The organism is Ktedonobacteraceae bacterium (assembly GCA_035653615.1).
Classification (GTDB): Bacteria; Chloroflexota; Ktedonobacteria; order Ktedonobacterales; family Ktedonobacteraceae; genus DASRBN01.
In genome coordinates this window covers 210,737-227,248 of sequence record DASRBN010000025.1, presented here as the reverse complement: position 1 = coordinate 227,248, position 16,512 = coordinate 210,737, and the positions used below count along the sequence as shown (strand labels likewise).

Here is a 16,512-nt window from a genome sequence, read left to right as displayed (position 1 = left end):
ACTCTGGCCGATTACACAACGAAGTGAGTAATCTGAAGCTTGCCGTGCGGCAACGAGGAAGGCGTTGCTTTGAAGGGTCAGCATGGTCTCATCTCTTTGCTTCCCACACCGAGCAAGAATTCTGCTGGAGCCACCAGGCCATCAGATCCCTCAAACTGGCTCAATGCCTGCCTCACCTCCCTCAACAGGTGCTGTTGCTCAGGTTTGCTGGGCTGCCCCATCACACCGGCGGTCAACCTGCTTGCTGTCGATTGCAGGAACGCATCGAGCGAAGCATAATGGGACTCAAATGGAAGAGCATGGGTAATGGCCCCGGAAAAGCCAGCTTCCGTCAATTCCCGGGTCCTGGCACCCCAACAAGGACAGGTACCAGACCTGCCCCTACAAGGGAGCGGGAAGGCCACAGCAAATCCAGGCGCCTGCTAATACCGATTCTGGCACTCCATTAAGCTCTGAAAGTGGCCCTGCTACAACCTGACCATCCTTGAAGACCAGCTCGATATGGCGGCGGTCTGCGAGCAGGTGTAGATTATCGAGCGGATTGCCGTCAACGACAAGCAGGTCTGCCACCTTACCCGGCTCAATCGTTCCCAGCCAGGAATCCCAGCCGAGCGCGCGTGCGGCATTGGCAGTAGAAGCGATAATGGCCTGCATCGTCGAAAGCCCGGCCTGCTGCATCCAGAGCAGTTCCATCGCGTTATCACCATGATAGTTGTATGGCGTGGCGGCATCGGTTCCCATGGCTATAGGAATGCCGAACTCAGCTGCACGTCGCACGCTGAGCAGCGCATCTTCCTGGACGGTCTTCATCTTCTCGCGAATCCATGCAGGAATGCCAGGACGGTCTCCTTGCAAAATATCAAAGCCTGCCTTCAATGTAGGCACCAGAAAAATTCCGCGCTCGGCCATCGTTGCCATCAGTCGCTCATCCCGATTGAGGTAGGTGCCATGTTCAATCGTGCGCACTCCGGCAGCTACGGCATTGCGTATGCCTTCCAGTGCATGGGCGTGAGCAGCGACGGGCTTACCGACCTTGCTGGCTTCCTCTACCGCAACGGTTAATTCGTCGAGGTCAAATTGTACCGCGCCTGGCTGTTCACCCGGAGTGAGGACGGCCCCGGTTGCCATCACCTTAATCAGGTCCGCGCCCGCTTTCAACTGCTCGCGCACCCCTTTGCGTACCTCCTCGACACCATCGGCCTCGCGATACATGCCATCAAAATATTCTGTGCCTGCCGAGGTGATGGAGAGCAGCTTTCCCGCCAACTGCATGCGCGGGCCTGTCCAGAGACCTTGTTCAATGGAGCGACGAACCGAGAACTCGAGGCCATGCCGCCCTCCTACATCTCGGACGGTCGTGACACCGGCGGCCAGGCTGTTCTGGGCGTGTTTGAGCATTAGTAATGTCGTCCAGGCCCAATCGCCTTGCAATCTGCTATCAGGTGGGCCATCCATGGCCAGGTGTACATGACAATCGATTAATCCTGGTAATACATAGCGTCCACTCAAATCGAGCGTGATTACCTGTTCATGTTCTTCCGGCTGCCACTGGGCTGCGTCACCAACGAAGTCAATGCGTTTCTCTCGCAAGACAATCACTACGTTTTCACGCGGTGCAGAACCGGTGCCATCGATCAGTGTCACATGTTTCAGGGCAACGGGGATAGTAAGGTCGGGCATGATACGATCTTCCTTATTTCACCATATAATAGCCAATTCCGGGTTCGGTTAAAAGATGCGCCGGGCGCGCGGGATCGTTTTCGAGTTTGCGGCGCAGGCGGCCAATGTAGACACGCAGGTATTCGGTCTCGCTATGGTATTCCGTTCCCCACACTCGCCTCAGCAGCGCCTCGTGCGTGAAAATCTTGCCGGGATGCAGCGCCAGTTCTTGCAGCAAGGCAAATTCCGTGGGCGAGAGCTTTACCAGCATGCCATCTTTCCATACACGCCGCTGCTCGAAGTCGATTTCCAGCTCGCCAAAGCGCCGCGTGCCAACCGAAACAGGTTGCTCCGCCCAGTGATTGCGCCGCAATACGGCTCTGACCCGCGCCAGCAATTCTCCCACCCCGAACGGCTTGGTCAGATAATCATCGGCCCCCTGATCCAGCGCCGCGATCTTGTCGGCTTCTTCACCAAGCGCGGTCAGCATAATAATCGGCACAGTGCTGCGCTGGCGGATTCTGCGGCACACTTCCAGCCCATCCATGCCCGGCATCATGATATCCAGGATCACCAATTCGAAGTTGCCCTTCTCGAAGAAGGCCAGCGCTTCCAGTCCATTGCCGGCAAGCGAAACCTTAAAACCCCGTAACTCCAGATTGCGCCGCATAAAATGCTGAATATCCGGTTCGTCATCCACAACCAGGACATGCTTTTCTTGTGGCATATGCTGACACACCTTCCCATCAATTCACAATGCTCTTCCCAGTTCAAAAGGATTGTTTTGCGCGCCGCGCACATGCACTAAACGCTGTGGCAGCCAGATCGTGAAGATCGCGCCACCCCCGTTCTCCGTTCGATTCTCGGCCCAGATACGCCCACCATGGGCCTCGATAAAGCCACGGCAAATCGCCAGCCCCAATCCCACACCGCTGCTGCCACGCCTCCTTCCACTATCGACCTGGTAAAAGCGCTCGAAAATGCGCTCGGTCAGGTCGCCCGGCAAACCAGGGCCATTATCTGCGATGGTCAGGAAGATGCCCTCATCTTCCTGATCGCGGGCGTAACGCATAGCAATTTCTACCTCGGCTCCATCGCCTGCATATCTCTGCGCATTCTCAAGAATATTGCGCAAAACCATCTCTATCCTGCGCCCATCTACGCGTAACACGGGCAACTCCGCTGGTAGAGCGATATGGATAGGTAAATTGTCGCTTTTCGCCGCCTTGACCGCCCGCTCGATCAGCGTATCCAACCTGTACAGGTCTGGCACCAGCTTCAACGTACCGGCCTCCAACTGCGACATCTCCAGCAGACTGGTCACCAGTTCGGCCATACGGTCCTCTTCCTCGACAATGCGCTGGAGAAAATCGCGCTGCGTGGCGGCATCCAGTTCTACATCCGTCTCGAGCAAGCTGGTTGCATAGCCCTTAATCGAAGTTAGCGGCGTGCGTAATTCGTGCGAGACAATCGCCAGCAGGTTCTTTTTCACCTGCTCAGCCTCGCTTTGCTGCGTCACATCGTTGAAAATCTTGCCTCGCCCAATCAGCTGGCCGGTCATATCTCGTACCTCAAAGAGGCGCATACGGATATGCCGTCGCGAAGGAACCAGCTGACCAAATTGATTGTAGTATCCACGCATCCAGAATGCGATCACCTGGGGGCCGTCGCCGCGTTCCGCGGAAGCAAGCGCCTCATGGTATGCCTCTGGCGCCTCCATCAAAGCCTCCAGGCGCTCGGTCAAACGCGATTCCTGGAAGGAGTCGGACAGCATTTCCTGAGCGGAGATGCCCACAAAGCGCGTAAAACGCTGATTGGCGTAGACGATTTGCCCGGAAGGGCTCTCCAATAAAACGCCCTCGTACATACTGCGCATAATCGCATCCAGCGTTTGCAAGCGTGTATGGCTTTGCGCGTCACTCTTGCGGAAGAGTTCATGCATCTCCTCTTCCATCGTCGAGAAGGCATTCACCAGGCGACCAATCTCGTCTTGACGGCTCTTTTCCCTGGCCAGCCGCTTGCTAGCGGTCACTTTCACCGTCTGATCCGGCCTCATCATCGCCACGGCCTGCGCCAGGCGGCTGATCGGCGCGACTACCCAGCCATGCATGACGAACCAGAAAACGCTTGCCCCGACTAACAACATCACCAGCGCAATGATCAGGCTGTGTTGAAAGCTAATGGCTGTCGCAAACGTCGCATCCACGGGCCGGCCCACGGCTACCGCCCACTTTGTACCGCTGACCGGGACATAGCTATACAGCCAGCCTCGCTGCTCATCCTGGGCAACCAGGTTCCCAGCTTTGCCCCGCAAGGCAATCCGCAGGCTGGGGATGCGCCGTAAAAGACTGCTCCGCGGGGAAACTCCAACCGTGTTAGCAATAGTATCGCCATTACTATCGATGATCCAGATGCGTACCTCGCCATTGGCGGTTAGTTGCTGCTGCACAGCTTTCAGATGCGCGTTCAGTTGTGCCAACGAAAGATTGAGAATCATCACACCGATCAAGTGGTTGTGGCCATCGCTAATCCCTGTTGCAACCGGGACGACGTAGGAACCGCCCGATTGAATGATGCGGTCAGCAGAGACGACGTAACTGTTGCCGCGCGGAACCTTTTGAAAATAATCGGGGCCACTGAAATTTTGTCCGCAACTGGTTGGACCCGCAGGATAATTCAACACCACTTTGCCGGATGGGTCGCAAATGACATACTGACTGATTTCAGGATGTATCTGTTTTGAAACGGTGAAGAGCGAGAGCATCTGCAGGCGATTGAGTTGAATCACCGCCTGGCTATGTACCAGTTCCATAGCCTCCTGTCCCACATTGTGTACCTGGGTTTCCACGTTTTGCGCAATGGACTGAGCCAGGGCCAGGTCGGCCTGTTGCGCGCTTTGTTGCAACGCATTATACTGGAAAAAATAGAGTTCTAAACCACCCAGCAGGAGAGGAATGACAAACAGGGCGTAAAAGACCAGCAGTTGCAGGGTAATCTTACGCTCCAGTATCTTTAGCATGGTTCTCCTCCTCTGGAAAGCATTGCCCAATTACTTTATAGTATGTGCTAATCTGGCCAGCAATTCAATTGTTTGGGCGTGCAAGAGAGAAATATTTATATTTTTGTTTATTTCAGGGATAGTTCCGTTTACGGATTTTTTACAGTATTCCAGGTACACTCACTTTCAAACAAAAGAGGAGGATCAATGCCGGTTCTTGACCTGGAAAGAAAGGACGAGACGACTACCCGAGAAACCCTTTTTCCAATCATCGTTGCCAGTACGCTTGGCTCAGCGATCGAATGGTCCGATTTCTTTTATTACAGTTTTCTGGCCGTGACGGTTTTCCCGGTGGTCTTCTTCCCACGACTCGACCCATCTACCGGGATCGTGGCGTCATTCACCGCTAACTTTGTCGGCTTCGTGGCGCGTCCCCTGGGCGGCGCTTTGTTTGGCCGCTTCGGTGATCGCGTTGGGCGCAAATCGACCCTGGTAGCGACACTGTTATTGATCGGTATTACGACGATGCTGATGGGAGTGCTTCCCGGCTATGCAAGCCTGGGGATTGTGGCGCCTCTGCTGCTGGCATTGCTGCGATTTCTCCAGGGCGTTGGCGTGGGAGGCGAGTGGGGCGGCTCAGTCCTGTTGACAATGGAGTTTAGCGAGCAGCGCCACAGGGGTTTCTGGACAAGCTGGCCACAGACCGGGGTTCCCATAGGTCTGGCGCTTTCCTCGGCTTCCATCCTGCTCTTCGAGAACCTGTATCCTGGTGAAGCTTTCCAGAGCGTGGGCTGGCGTATGCCTTTCCTGCTCAGTTCAATGCTGGTAGTAGTTGGCCTGTACATCCGCCTGCGCATCCCTGAAACGCCCGCTTTCCTGCGCCTGAAATCTCGCTTGCAAACCACACCCATATTTTGGGATGCCTGGCGACTCCACTGGCAGGAAATTTTACTCTCGGCGCTTGTTCGCTGCGGCGAACAGGCTCCTTTCTATATCTTTACCACCTTTGCGCTTTCGTATGGCGTGCAGGTTCTCCACCTGGATGCGCCGCTGCTCTATACCGGCCTGATCGTCGCCGCCGGTGTTTCGTTCTTTACCATGCCAGCTTTTGCCGCGCTCTCAGACCGTATTGGGCGACGCTCTACAACCATCTGTGGCGCGCTGGCGATGATGCTTTTCGCGTTTCCCTACTTCCTGTTACTCAACACCAGGATTCCCGGCCTGGTTGTTCTGTCGCTCGCGCTCGCGTTGGGATGCGCCCACGCCTGTCTTTATGGCCCGCAGTCTTCTTTCATCGCCGAGCGCTTTCCTACCAGGCTGCGTTATACCGGAACTTCACTGGGTTATCAACTGGCCTCAATTATCGCCGGCGGGCCTGCCCCCATCGTTGCCACCTACCTGCTGGCACCCTCCTCGTCTCAATCCCTCGTTACCCCTGCCTGGGGGCTTATCGCGCTGTATATTGTCGCCACCGCCCTGGTCTCGTTCTTTGCTGCTTTGTCGTTAAAGGATTTTGCCGGACAAGCCCCTGCTGAAGAGGCTTAAAAATATTTATACATTTGTTTACATCTTCCTCACTTTGTTTATGTAATATTTACCCGCGTCTTCTATGCTTTCCGTAGGAGCGTACCCTGGTGGTCGCCCGCTGTTCTTCGTCACACTCTGTTGGATGTTACCAATCAAAGCCGGTCGTGTCATTCTGAGCGCAGCCCTGAGCGGCTCCAGTCGTGTCATTCTGAGCGCAGCGAAGAATCTCAGCACAACGTGGCACCGATTCTTCGCTGCGCTCAGAATGACGCGGCCGTGAGATCAGAGTGGCACGACCGTGAGATCAGAGTGGCACGACCGTGAGAAAGGAGGTAAAGCAGAACATACGACAGTTCTTCGTCACGCTTTTCCCAATCAGGTTGCGGTAAAGTGAAGTTTTTTGCGAATACGGAGGAAATCATGGCGACTGATAACACTGTACAGGCGCAATCAATGACGCCTGTCATCTTCTCAAGTACCATTGGCACGGCTATCGAATGGTACGACTTTTTTCTCTATGGCACGATGTCAACCCTCGTCTTTCCCAAGGTCTTTTTCCCTGAATCTAACGTCTTCGTAGGCACCCTCCTGTCATTGTTCACCTTCCTCGTTGGCTTTATCGCTCGTCCTTTTGGTGGAGCGCTCTTTGGACACCTGGGCGACCGTATTGGTCGAAAATCCACACTGATTGCCACACTCCTGCTGATGGGCCTTTCGACGTTGATCATCGGATTCCTGCCCGGCTATGCCACCTGGGGAATCGCTGCCGCTGTTATTCTTGTCGTTCTACGCCTGGGCCAGGGGCTGGGAGTCGGCGGTGAGTGGGGTGGTTCCGTTCTGCTCGCCCTCGAATACGGCCATAGGCGTAATCGGGGATTCTGGGCAAGCTGGCCGCAGATGGGCGTACCTGTAGGACTCATCTGCTCAACGGTGATTGTCAATATCGTGCAGGCCGCTTCAGGCCCGGCCTTCCTGACCTGGGCATGGCGCATCCCATTCTTCATTAGCGCGCTGCTCATCGCTATCGGCCTGTATATTCGCTTGAGAGTCCTGGAGACGCCGCTCTTTACTGAGGTGAAAAGACAGGAGCGCGATGTCAAAGCCCCAATCATCGAGGCATTCCGGCATAGCACTCCCGAAATTCTGCTCAGCGCCGGCGCGCGGTTTGTCGAACAGGCCCCGTTCTACCTCTTCAGCACCTTTGTCATCACCTATGGCGTGGACAAGCTCCTGCTGGATAGAACCTTGATCCTGAATGCCATCACCATTGCCGCGGTCGTGGAACTCTTTACGATCCCGCTTTTTGGCTACCTGTCTGATTATGTCGGACGGCGCAGATGGTACCTGATTGGCTGCGTGCTGATGGCCGCCTTCGCCTTCCCGTACTTTTTGTTGATGAATACGAAAGTGAGCGCCGTCTTTATCCTGGCCGTTGTCCTCTCCCTCGCTATGTTCCATGCCTGGGTATACGGTCCTCAAGCGGCCCTCATCGCAGAGCGTTTCGGAACGCGGGCGCGCTATAGTGGCGCCTCTCTGGGCTATCAACTTGCCGCGCCATTTGCCGGTGGATTGGCTCCAATCATCGCCCTGATACTGCTTAATGGGAAGAGTAACCTGGCCCCGCTCGGTCTGAGCAAAGTTGTGGTGAGTATCGGCGCCGGCTCCTGGCAGGCAGATTCGATCTACATCATCATTCTCGCGGTTATCTCATTCGCCTCAGTGCTTGGTCTGAGAGAACTGACGAAAGCAGATATCTCGAATGTTGAGGCTTTCAAGATCACTGAGGATGAGGTCGTGCTGGCCGGCACCGACTAATCGGACGAGCATTTTTCCGGCATTTATGGAAGGCCACCAACCTGTACTGGTGGCCTTCTCGTCTTTTTGGCCCCAAAGCAATCAGGGACTTCTTACGCCTCAACTGCTGTTTGTCCAACTGTATAAATTCAAGCGCTTAGAGGATGTTAACCTTGAAACCTTTCATCCCTATTTTGTATGTTTCTAAATGGGTACTGCGATAAAAGTATGACTGCCTGGCATTAAGAAACATTTGAAGGAAAAAATCCAATGATTGAGCATCCTGCCTTTACTGTCGAACCCTGGAGCGTACACGAAACGCAACTGGACCTGGATAAACTGGCGCCGACCGAATCTGTTTTTGCGCTCTCTAATGGGCATATTGGATTGCGCGGTAACTTTGACGAGGGCGAGCCGCACGGTATTCCCGGCACGTATTTGAATTCTGTTTACGAATTACGCCCTCTGCCCTATGCCGAAAGGGGATACGGCTACCCTGAGTCCGATCAGACGGTCATCGATGTGACGAACGGCAAGCTGATCCGCCTGCTGGTGGACGATGAACCTTTCGATGTACGATATGGCACGCTCGAAGAACATGAACGCGAGCTTGATTTTCGCGCCGGAGTCTTGCGCCGCAACGTTCGCTGGACCTCACCGGCCGGACGCACCATCAGGGTATCGTCCACGCGTATGGTTTCATTTACACAGCGTGCTATCGCGGCAATCAGCTACGAGGTCGAGCCGGTAGATAATCCGGCGCGTATGGTTGTCCAGTCGGAATTGGTAGCGAACGAAGAACAACCTGACGCCGGTATGGATCCGCGTGCCGCCGCGACTATTCAATCGCCATTGGTGAGCGAAGAAGACTGGGCACATGACGCAGCCGGACTGCTCATTCATCACACGAAGTTGAGCGGTTTGCGCATAGGGGCCGCGATGGACCATATCATCGAGGGACCCGAGGGAATGGAAGTCACGTCCGAAAGCTCTCCTGATGTCGCTCGTGTCACCATCACCGTGACACTAAAGCCGGGCGAACGTTTACGGATTACCAAGTTCATTGCCTATGGCTGGTCAAGCGTGCGCTCGCGGCCCGCGATCCACGACCAGGTTCGTGCGGCACTGTCAGCCGCGCGCTCAACCGGTTGGGAAGGATTGCTCAAAGAACAGCGCGACTACCTGGACGATTTCTGGTCGCATGCTGATGTCGAACTTGAAGGAGATCCAGAGATACAGCAGGCAGTGCGTTTCTCGCTCTTCCACGTCTTACAAGCAGGAGCACGCGGAGAACGACGCCCAATCCCGGCAAAAGGATTGACGGGGCCTGGCTACGACGGTCACACCTTCTGGGATACCGAGACATTCGTCCTGCCAGTTTTGACACTGACCCAGCCTGCCGCAGCTGCCGATGCCCTACGCTGGCGCTACTCGATTCTGGACAAGGCGAAGGAGCGTGCCCACCAGCTCGGATTTAAAGGGGCGGCTTTTCCCTGGCGCACGATTGCGGGCGAGGAATGTTCAGGCTACTGGCCCGCGAGTACCGCCGCTTTCCACATCAACGCGGATATCGCATATGCTGTGGTTCACTACCTTGGCGCCACTGGTGACAGTAAGTTTGAAGAAGAGGTCGGCGTAGAACTGCTCGTAGAGACGGCCCGTTTGTGGCGTTCGCTTGGCTTTGAAGATGCGAGTGGGCATTTCAGCATCGATGGCGTGACCGGTCCCGACGAGTACAGCGCCCTGGCCGATAACAACGTTTACACCAACCTGATGGCGCAGCTTAACCTGCGCGCTGCAGCAGATGCAGCTGAGCGCCATCCCAAAATAGCAGAGAAACTTGGAGTAGAGGCCGGAGAAATTTCACGCTGGCGCAGTGCCGCCGAAAAGATGCTGATCCCTTATGATCAGCGCCTGCAGGTGACACCGCAAGACGAGCATTTTACCGAATATGAGGTATGGAATTTCGCCGATACCAGGCCTGACCAGTACCCACTGTTCCTGCATTTCCCCTATTTTGATCTCTATCGCAAACAGGTCATCAAACAGGCAGACCTGGTTCTGGCGATGCAACTCTTCAGCAGCGCGTTTTCTGCGGAGATGAAGGCCCGTAACTTCGCCTATTACGAGCCTTTGACCGTACGCGATTCATCGCTATCAGCAGCCCCGCAGGCAGTCATGGCCGCTGAGGTGGGACAACTCGAACTTGCCTATGATTACCTGGGAGAGGCAGCATTGATGGACCTTGACGACCTGGAACATAATACAAAAGATGGGCTTCATATTGCTTCGTTAGCAGGAAGCTGGACGGTGCTGGTAGCCGGATTTGGAGGCCTGCGCTGGCAGGACGGAGCAATATCCTTCGCGCCCCGGATACCGCGGAATATTACTCGACTGGTTTTCAATATCCTGTTTCGCGGCAGCCGCCTGCGTGTCGAAGTAAAGGACTCGGAAGCAACGTATCATCTTCTCGAAGGTTCACCGCTCAAGACATGGCACCATGGCGAGGAAATACGCCTGGAAGCAGATAAGCCGGTAACGCGGCCCATTCCACCTATCCACGCTGGACCACGACCGGCTGAACCACCAGGACGCGCACCAACCCCACGCGGGGAACATCGCTCCTGATTTATTAACCCAACAGGCTATATGGATTCTGGAGTAGCCGCTTGACCTCTTGCAGGAAACGAGCGACCGTGGCCCCAGAGATAATACGGTGATCGGCGGACAGGGTCATGGTCATCATATCGCGGATGACAGGCTGTCCATCGATGGGAACAAACTGCTTCCGAGCCGCTGCCACCGCCAGAATTGCCGCCTGGGGAGGATTGATGACCGCAATAAAGGTAGAGGTATCCATCATACCCAGGTTCGAGACCGAAAAGGTTCCGCCCTCCAGGTCGGCAGGAGCCAGCTTATTATTGCGGGCCTTCGCGATCAACGCTTTGGATTCGCGGGCGATGGAGCGCACTCCTTTGATGTTGGTATCGCGGATAACAGGCACCACCAGCCCGGTCGGCGCGTCGACGGCCATACCGATGTTGATATGCTTGTAGCGGATAAAGGAATCGTCTTTAAGCGTGCTATTCACTTCAGGAAATTTCTCCAGGGCCAGGGCCGCCGCCTTCATAATCAGGTCATTGACGGTAATCTTCTCCCCTTCTTCGCCAGCAGACGCATTGAGGGTCTGGCGCATCGCCAGCAGATCGGTCATATCGACCTCGCTACTGATATAGTAGTGCGGGATCGTCTGCTTCGATTCGGTCAACCGTTTTGCGATAAGCTGCTGCACGCGCGTGAGTTTGACGACCTCGGCATCAGGTGGAATAGCAGGTGCCGTCGTGGGAGCGGGCTGTGTGGCAGGAGCGGGAGCAGGGGCAGCTGCCGGGGCCTGCTGTGGTGCCTGGGCGACTGCCGGTTGATGCTCCTCCCGGAAATCCAGAATATCATCGCGCACGATGCGCCCACCGGGTCCGGTACCATGAATTTGACTCAAATCGAGGCCATATTCTTCAGCCATGCGACGAGCCAGTGGCGACGCCTTGACTGCTCCGTTTCCGGCAGGGGCGGCCTCGCGTTGAGCGCTGGCGGCCGGTGCAGCAGGAGGAGCGGACGATACCGGAGGAGCAGGTTGTGCTGTTTGTTCGTCCGAAGCGGCAGCAGCCCTGGCAGGCTGCTCTTGTTGGGGTTGAGCAGCAGCAGCGGTTCCTGTGCCGATAATGGCTATGGGCTGGCCTATCGAGGCCGTTTCGCCCTCCTGCACCAAAATTTGTTCTAGCACGCCGGCGTCGTAGGCCTCCAGGTCCATAGTCGCTTTATCGGTCTCGATCTCTCCCAGGATATCGCCTTTGTTGACCTTGTCGCCTGGCTTCTTGAGCCAGCGCGCAATCGTACCCTCCTGCATTGTATCGCTGAGTCGCGGCATAGTTATTTCGGGCATCGTATTCTACCTCCTGCGGCGGGGCGCGAGTTCTTGAATAGCCTCCTCTAGCTGTTTGGCCCCCGTCAACGCTGCCAGCTCTAAAGGTTTGGAGTAGGGCAATGGAACCTCCACACTGGCTACTCGCTTGATGGGCGCGTCCAGATAGTCGAAAGCCCCCTCCTGTATGCGGGACACGATTTCCGCCCCCACGCCGAACGAGAGCCAGTCCTCCTCGAAGACAATGGCGCGATTCGTTTTCTTGACGGAATTGACGATGGTATCAATGTCCAGGGGTCGTAGCGAACGTACATCGACAACCTCAATACTCAGCCCATTTTCCTGTTCTATACGACGAGCGACATCCAGAGCTACCGCCGCCATACGCGAATAGCTGATCACGGTCAAATCCCTGCCTTCCTTCGTCACTTTAGCTTTACCGAAAGGAATCATATAGTCGCCATCAGGAACATCGCCCTTGACATTATAAAGTGCCAGGTTTTCCAGAAAGATCACCGGATTGTTATCACGCACGGCAGTACGCAGCATGCCGCGGGCATCGGCTGGTGTGGATGGCGCTACAACCTTCAGACCGGGGACATGAGCGAACCAGACCTCTAGATTCTGGGAATGGGTAGCCGCCAGTTGTTGCCCACCGCCGCCTGGGGTGCGAATAACCATGGACACCGGGCACTGGCCGCCAAACATGTAATAAATTTTGGCGGCATGATTGACAATCTGGTCCATAGCCAGGATAATGAAATTGATGGTCATGATCTCTACAATAGGGCGCAGCCCGAGCATTGCGGCGCCGGTTGCCATGCCCACGAACCCATTTTCACAGATAGGCGTGTCTACCACCCGCCTGGGGCCGAATTCATTGAGAAGGCCTGCCGTGATCTTGTAGGAGCCTTCGAAGGTGCCGATTTCCTCACCCAGCAGGAACACATTTTCGTCTCGCAGCAGTTCTTCGCGCAGCGTATCATGCAGTGCCTGTCGATAGGTCATCTCAGCCATTGTTACTTCCTCCCTCCGCGGTGGCAGACTCCGTTTCAGATGGAGCATAAATGTAGTTGAAGAGCGTATCCAACGGTGGATCGGGACTCTGATCGGCGAACTGAACCGCCTGGTCTACTTCAGAATCTACCTGCTGCTCGATCTGCTGCAGCCCCTGCTCATCGACCAGCGATGCTGCTTGCAGGCGTGCTGCAAAGGCTGTAATGGGGTCATTGGCGGCCCGTTCTGTTTTGACCTGCTCCTGATCGCGATAGCGGTCAGGATCAACCACGGAGTGACCGCGAAAACGGAAGCTGACAGCCTCAACCAGGCTCGGTTCATGCCGCTCGCGTGCCAGTTTTGCCGCCTGGCGCATGATATCCCGCACAGCCAGCACGTCGGTGCCATCAACGCGCCAGCTTTCCATATCAAAAGCGCAGGCCTTGCGATAAATTTCGGCGACCGCCGATCCCTGCTCTACGCGCAGTCCCATGCCGTACTGGTTATTGACGACAAAGTAGACGATGGGCAGGTGATAAATCTTGGCCAGGTTGAGCGATTCGAAGAAAGCCCCTCCATTAGTCGTGCCTTCACCCATCTGGCAGGCAACAATTTCACGCGCATTGCGATAAGCAAGCGCAAAAGCCGCTCCGGTTGCCAGCGGAACTTGCCCACCCACAATGGCGTAACCTCCCATAAAGTGGCGATTGATATCGAACAGGTGCATAGAGCCGCCTCTTCCGCGGGAAGCTCCTGTCTCCTTGCCGAATAACTCGGCCATGACCGCTCCCGGTGAGATACCGCGCCCAATGGCATAGCCATGCTCGCGGTAGTTCGTATAGACGTAGTCATCTGGTTCCAGCCCCTCACAGAACCCGATAATAGTAGCTTCCTCGCCCAGATTCAGGTGACAATAGCCGCCAATTTTGGCCCTTGTATACATTTCGCCGGCCTTTTCCTCAAAACGGCGAATGAGCAGCATGTCATGATAATAGCGAAGCAGCGTCTCGCGGTCTTCTCCCTCTGGAATGGGGGCTTGAGCAGCTGCCTGTTGTTTCCTCGTAATGTCCAAATTTAGCTCATCCTTTCTATGACCCCGGAGCTGCCGGTTCGACGGAACGGGACACGTTTTTTGCCCCGCAGCGAGGACAACGTTCGGGCTGTTGCCCACTCCGTACAACTTCACCGCATACGGGGCATATCCAATGCTCAGCCACCTGTCTTACCAGGTCGGCGCGACTGACGATGCCTACCAGCCGCCCCTGATCCAGCACCGGTAAACGTTTGATGCGTTCATTGACCAGGATAGTGCGTACCACTTCCAGGTCGGTATCCGGCGTCACACTAATGACATCGCGGCTCATAATCTGGCCAACCGTCTGACCCTGTTTGCTAATGACATCAAACTCGCTGACAACCCCCACCACTGCATTCTCATCATTGACGACCGGCAAGCCACTGATACGATGCTGGGAGAGCAGGCGCGCCGCCTCCTGTTTGCTTTGTTGTTCCGTAACAGTAATAACCCTGGTCGTCATGACATCTTCAGCTTTCATGCCCGCACCTCTCTATTCAGTAAGAAAATAACCCGTAGGGGCGTACTCTGGTGGTCGCCCGTCTTTCGCTTTTCATTGATAGTATGTGCTATGGTACCTTTTCGTTTCAGTCCAAACGAAAGGTCTCACTACCGGCTGGTTATTCGTCCCATCATATCGCGACATGATGACTGCCGGTTATGCCCAAACCTCAGCAACTGGCGTTTATTCGGGTTCCAGGCCCCAATGCTGGGGAGAACGCCACAAGGCCGAGAGAATCAGCTCGCGGATGAAGAGCAATTCCTTGGGCAGGCGGTCGTAGAGGCGTATAAACAGTTCCTCGTGCGCCAGTAGCTCGCGCTGCCAGAGATCGCGATCCACGGACATCAATTCGCTAAAACGCTGGCGCGTGAAATCCTCCATCCCTCGCCAGTCCAGGTCCTCGTAGCGTGGCATCCAACCAATGGGACTTTCGATGCTGATAGCGCGGCCACGAGCCCGTTCGACGATCCACTTCAAAATGCGAAAGTTCTCGCTAAAGCCCGGCCAGAGGAAATTGCCGTCCGCATCCCGCCGGAACCAGTTGACATTGAACATGCGCGGCGGGTTCGGCAACTGCCGCCCGAAGTCGAGCCAGTGATTAAAGTATTCGGCCATGTGATAGCCCGCGAACGGCAGCATCGCAAACGGGTCGCGGCGCACTTCTCCGGTTTTGCCAGCGGCAGCCGCCGTTGTCTCCGAACCCATTGTGGCCGCGGAGTAAACGCCGTAGTTCCAGTTGAAGGCCTGGTAGACGAGAGGCACGGTATTCGCGCGCCGCCCGCCGAAAATAAAGGCAGAAATCGGCACGCCCTGCGGGTCATCAGCTGCCGGGTCATAGACCGGACACTGGCGAATCGGAGCGGTGAAGCGCGCATTGGGATGCGCGGCCTTGCGACCACTTGCGGGCGTCCAGTCCTGGCCGGTCCAGTCGATCAGGTGCGCGGGCGGCGTCTTCGTCATACCTTCCCACCACACGTCGCCGTCATCGGTAAGCGCAACATTGGTAAAGATGGCATTCTCGGCAATCGTAGTCATGGCATTGGGGTTCGATTGCATATTGGTGCCGGGTGCGACGCCAAACATGCCGGCTTCAGGATTAATGGCGTAGAGTTTGCCGTCCGGTCCTGTCTTGATCCAGGCAATGTCGTCACCAACTGTGGTAACCTTCCAGCCCTCTTCCTGGAACTCCTGCGGCGGAATGAGCATGGCGAAGTTGGTCTTGCCGCAGGCGCTGGGAAAAGCAGCAGCAACATATGTCTTCTCTCCCTGCGGGTCTTCGACGCCCAGGATGAGCATATGCTCCGCGAGCCAGCCCTCATCTCGCGCAAGTACCGAGGCGATGCGGAGCGCGAAGCACTTTTTGCCGAGCAATGCATTGCCACCATAGCCGGAGCCATATGACCAGATAGAGCGCTCCTCCGGAAAATGCACAATGTATTTGGCATCTTTGTTACACGGCCAGGCAACATCCTTCTGGCCCGGTTCCAGCGGCATACCGACCGAGTGCATGCAAGGGACGAAATCTCCCTCCGGCCCCAGTACATCATAGACGGCACGGCCCATGCGGGTCATGATACGCATGCTGACGGCAACATAGGGCGAATCGGTGAGTTCGATGCCGATGTGAGCAATTGGCGAGCCGAGCGGCCCCATGCTGAAAGGAACAACATACATGGTACGCCCGCGCATGCAACCATCGAATAGACCCCTGAGCGTCTCCTTCATCTCCCTTGGATTAACCCAGTTGTTGGTTGGACCGGCATCGGCCCGACTGAGGGAGCAAATAAACGTGCGGTCCTCGACGCGAGCGACATCGCCGGGATCGGAACGCGCCAGGTAGCCATTCGGGCGCTTCTCAGGATTAAGCCGGATGAGGGTTCCCGACTCGACCATCTGCGTGCAAAGCTGGTCGTACTCCTCCTGGGAACCATCACAAAAATAGACGCTGTCCGGCTTACATAACCCAACCATCTCTACGATCCAGGCACGCAATTTGGCATTCGTTATGTATTCAGGTATATCCATGAGCTCTCCTATCCGGG

At 55.7% G+C, this 16,512-nt stretch carries 12 protein-coding genes; 3 read left to right on the top strand and 9 right to left on the bottom strand.

The genetic code is table 11. From position 1 onward, the window contains the following. Positions 1-77 precede the first annotated feature (77 nt). The 4 genes from VFA09_13630 to VFA09_13615 are packed head-to-tail and all read right to left on the bottom strand — an operon-like array spanning position 78 to position 4,678. Positions 78-335: a hypothetical protein gene (locus tag VFA09_13630; GenBank protein HZU68310.1), complete on the bottom strand. Its 258-nt coding sequence runs from the start codon at positions 333-335 to the stop codon at positions 78-80. A 46-nt stretch (positions 336-381) separates the two neighbouring features. Then, positions 382-1,680, bottom strand: a complete 1,299-nt coding sequence (locus VFA09_13625) for an amidohydrolase family protein (protein ID HZU68309.1) — start codon at positions 1,678-1,680, stop codon at positions 382-384. A 13-nt stretch (positions 1,681-1,693) separates the two neighbouring features. Beyond that, positions 1,694-2,386: a response regulator transcription factor gene (locus VFA09_13620; protein HZU68308.1), complete on the bottom strand. Its 693-nt coding sequence runs from the start codon at positions 2,384-2,386 to the stop codon at positions 1,694-1,696. A 24-nt stretch (positions 2,387-2,410) separates the two neighbouring features. Then, the gene (locus VFA09_13615; GenBank protein ID HZU68307.1) at positions 2,411-4,678 is read right to left on the bottom strand and encodes an ATP-binding protein; all 2,268 of its coding nucleotides are present in this window, start codon (positions 4,676-4,678) and stop codon (positions 2,411-2,413) included. Between the two features lie 186 nt (positions 4,679-4,864). Between VFA09_13615 and VFA09_13610 the strand changes: the two genes are divergently transcribed. The 3 genes from VFA09_13610 to VFA09_13600 all read left to right on the top strand — a co-directional run bounded on the left by VFA09_13610 (position 4,865) and on the right by VFA09_13600 (position 10,606). After that, on the top strand, positions 4,865-6,202 hold the full coding sequence (locus VFA09_13610; GenBank protein HZU68306.1) for an MFS transporter: 1,338 nt from the start codon (positions 4,865-4,867) through the stop codon (positions 6,200-6,202). A 402-nt stretch (positions 6,203-6,604) separates the two neighbouring features. After that, positions 6,605-7,999: an MFS transporter gene (locus tag VFA09_13605; GenBank protein ID HZU68305.1), complete on the top strand. Its 1,395-nt coding sequence runs from the start codon at positions 6,605-6,607 to the stop codon at positions 7,997-7,999. A gap of 249 nt (positions 8,000-8,248) precedes the next feature. Next, the gene (locus tag VFA09_13600) at positions 8,249-10,606 is read left to right on the top strand and encodes a glycoside hydrolase family 65 protein (GenBank protein ID HZU68304.1); all 2,358 of its coding nucleotides are present in this window, start codon (positions 8,249-8,251) and stop codon (positions 10,604-10,606) included. A gap of 4 nt (positions 10,607-10,610) precedes the next feature. Here the strand turns inward: VFA09_13600 and VFA09_13595 are convergent, their stop codons facing one another. From VFA09_13595 to VFA09_13575, 5 genes are all read right to left on the bottom strand, one after another. Further along, positions 10,611-11,918 carry a pyruvate dehydrogenase complex dihydrolipoamide acetyltransferase gene (locus VFA09_13595; GenBank protein HZU68303.1) on the bottom strand — a complete coding sequence of 436 codons (1,308 nt, stop codon included), beginning with the start codon at positions 11,916-11,918 and terminating at the stop codon, positions 10,611-10,613. A 6-nt stretch (positions 11,919-11,924) separates the two neighbouring features. Beyond that, the gene (locus VFA09_13590) at positions 11,925-12,914 is read right to left on the bottom strand and encodes an alpha-ketoacid dehydrogenase subunit beta (protein ID HZU68302.1); all 990 of its coding nucleotides are present in this window, start codon (positions 12,912-12,914) and stop codon (positions 11,925-11,927) included. Further along, positions 12,907-13,965: a pyruvate dehydrogenase (acetyl-transferring) E1 component subunit alpha gene (pdhA, locus tag VFA09_13585; GenBank protein ID HZU68301.1), complete on the bottom strand. Its 1,059-nt coding sequence runs from the start codon at positions 13,963-13,965 to the stop codon at positions 12,907-12,909. Before pdhA ends, VFA09_13590 begins: the two co-directional genes overlap by 8 nt. A gap of 16 nt (positions 13,966-13,981) precedes the next feature. Then, on the bottom strand, positions 13,982-14,449 hold the full coding sequence (locus VFA09_13580; protein HZU68300.1) for a CBS domain-containing protein: 468 nt from the start codon (positions 14,447-14,449) through the stop codon (positions 13,982-13,984). Between the two features lie 204 nt (positions 14,450-14,653). Next, a complete protein-coding gene (locus VFA09_13575) occupies positions 14,654-16,495 on the bottom strand; it encodes a phosphoenolpyruvate carboxykinase (GTP) (protein ID HZU68299.1) in 1,842 nt (613 codons plus the stop codon). Between the last annotated feature and the right edge of the window lie 17 nt (positions 16,496-16,512).

Bases quoted from the DNA above. Each gene is read 5' to 3' on its own strand.
- VFA09_13615 (HZU68307.1), bottom strand. From the start codon at position 4,678: ATGCTAAAGATACTGGAGCGTAAGATTACCCTGCAACTGCTGGTCTTT.
- VFA09_13605 (HZU68305.1), top strand. From the start codon at position 6,605: ATGGCGACTGATAACACTGTACAGGCGCAATCAATGACGCCTGTCATC.
- VFA09_13610 (HZU68306.1), top strand. From the start codon at position 4,865: ATGCCGGTTCTTGACCTGGAAAGAAAGGACGAGACGACTACCCGAGAA.
- VFA09_13620 (HZU68308.1), bottom strand. From the start codon at position 2,386: ATGCCACAAGAAAAGCATGTCCTGGTTGTGGATGACGAACCGGATATT.
- VFA09_13625 (HZU68309.1), bottom strand. From the start codon at position 1,680: ATGCCCGACCTTACTATCCCCGTTGCCCTGAAACATGTGACACTGATC.
- VFA09_13595 (HZU68303.1), bottom strand. From the start codon at position 11,918: ATGCCCGAAATAACTATGCCGCGACTCAGCGATACAATGCAGGAGGGT.
- VFA09_13575 (HZU68299.1), bottom strand. From the start codon at position 16,495: ATGGATATACCTGAATACATAACGAATGCCAAATTGCGTGCCTGGATC.
- VFA09_13600 (HZU68304.1), top strand. From the start codon at position 8,249: ATGATTGAGCATCCTGCCTTTACTGTCGAACCCTGGAGCGTACACGAA.
- VFA09_13590 (HZU68302.1), bottom strand. From the start codon at position 12,914: ATGGCTGAGATGACCTATCGACAGGCACTGCATGATACGCTGCGCGAA.
- VFA09_13580 (HZU68300.1), bottom strand. From the start codon at position 14,449: ATGAAAGCTGAAGATGTCATGACGACCAGGGTTATTACTGTTACGGAA.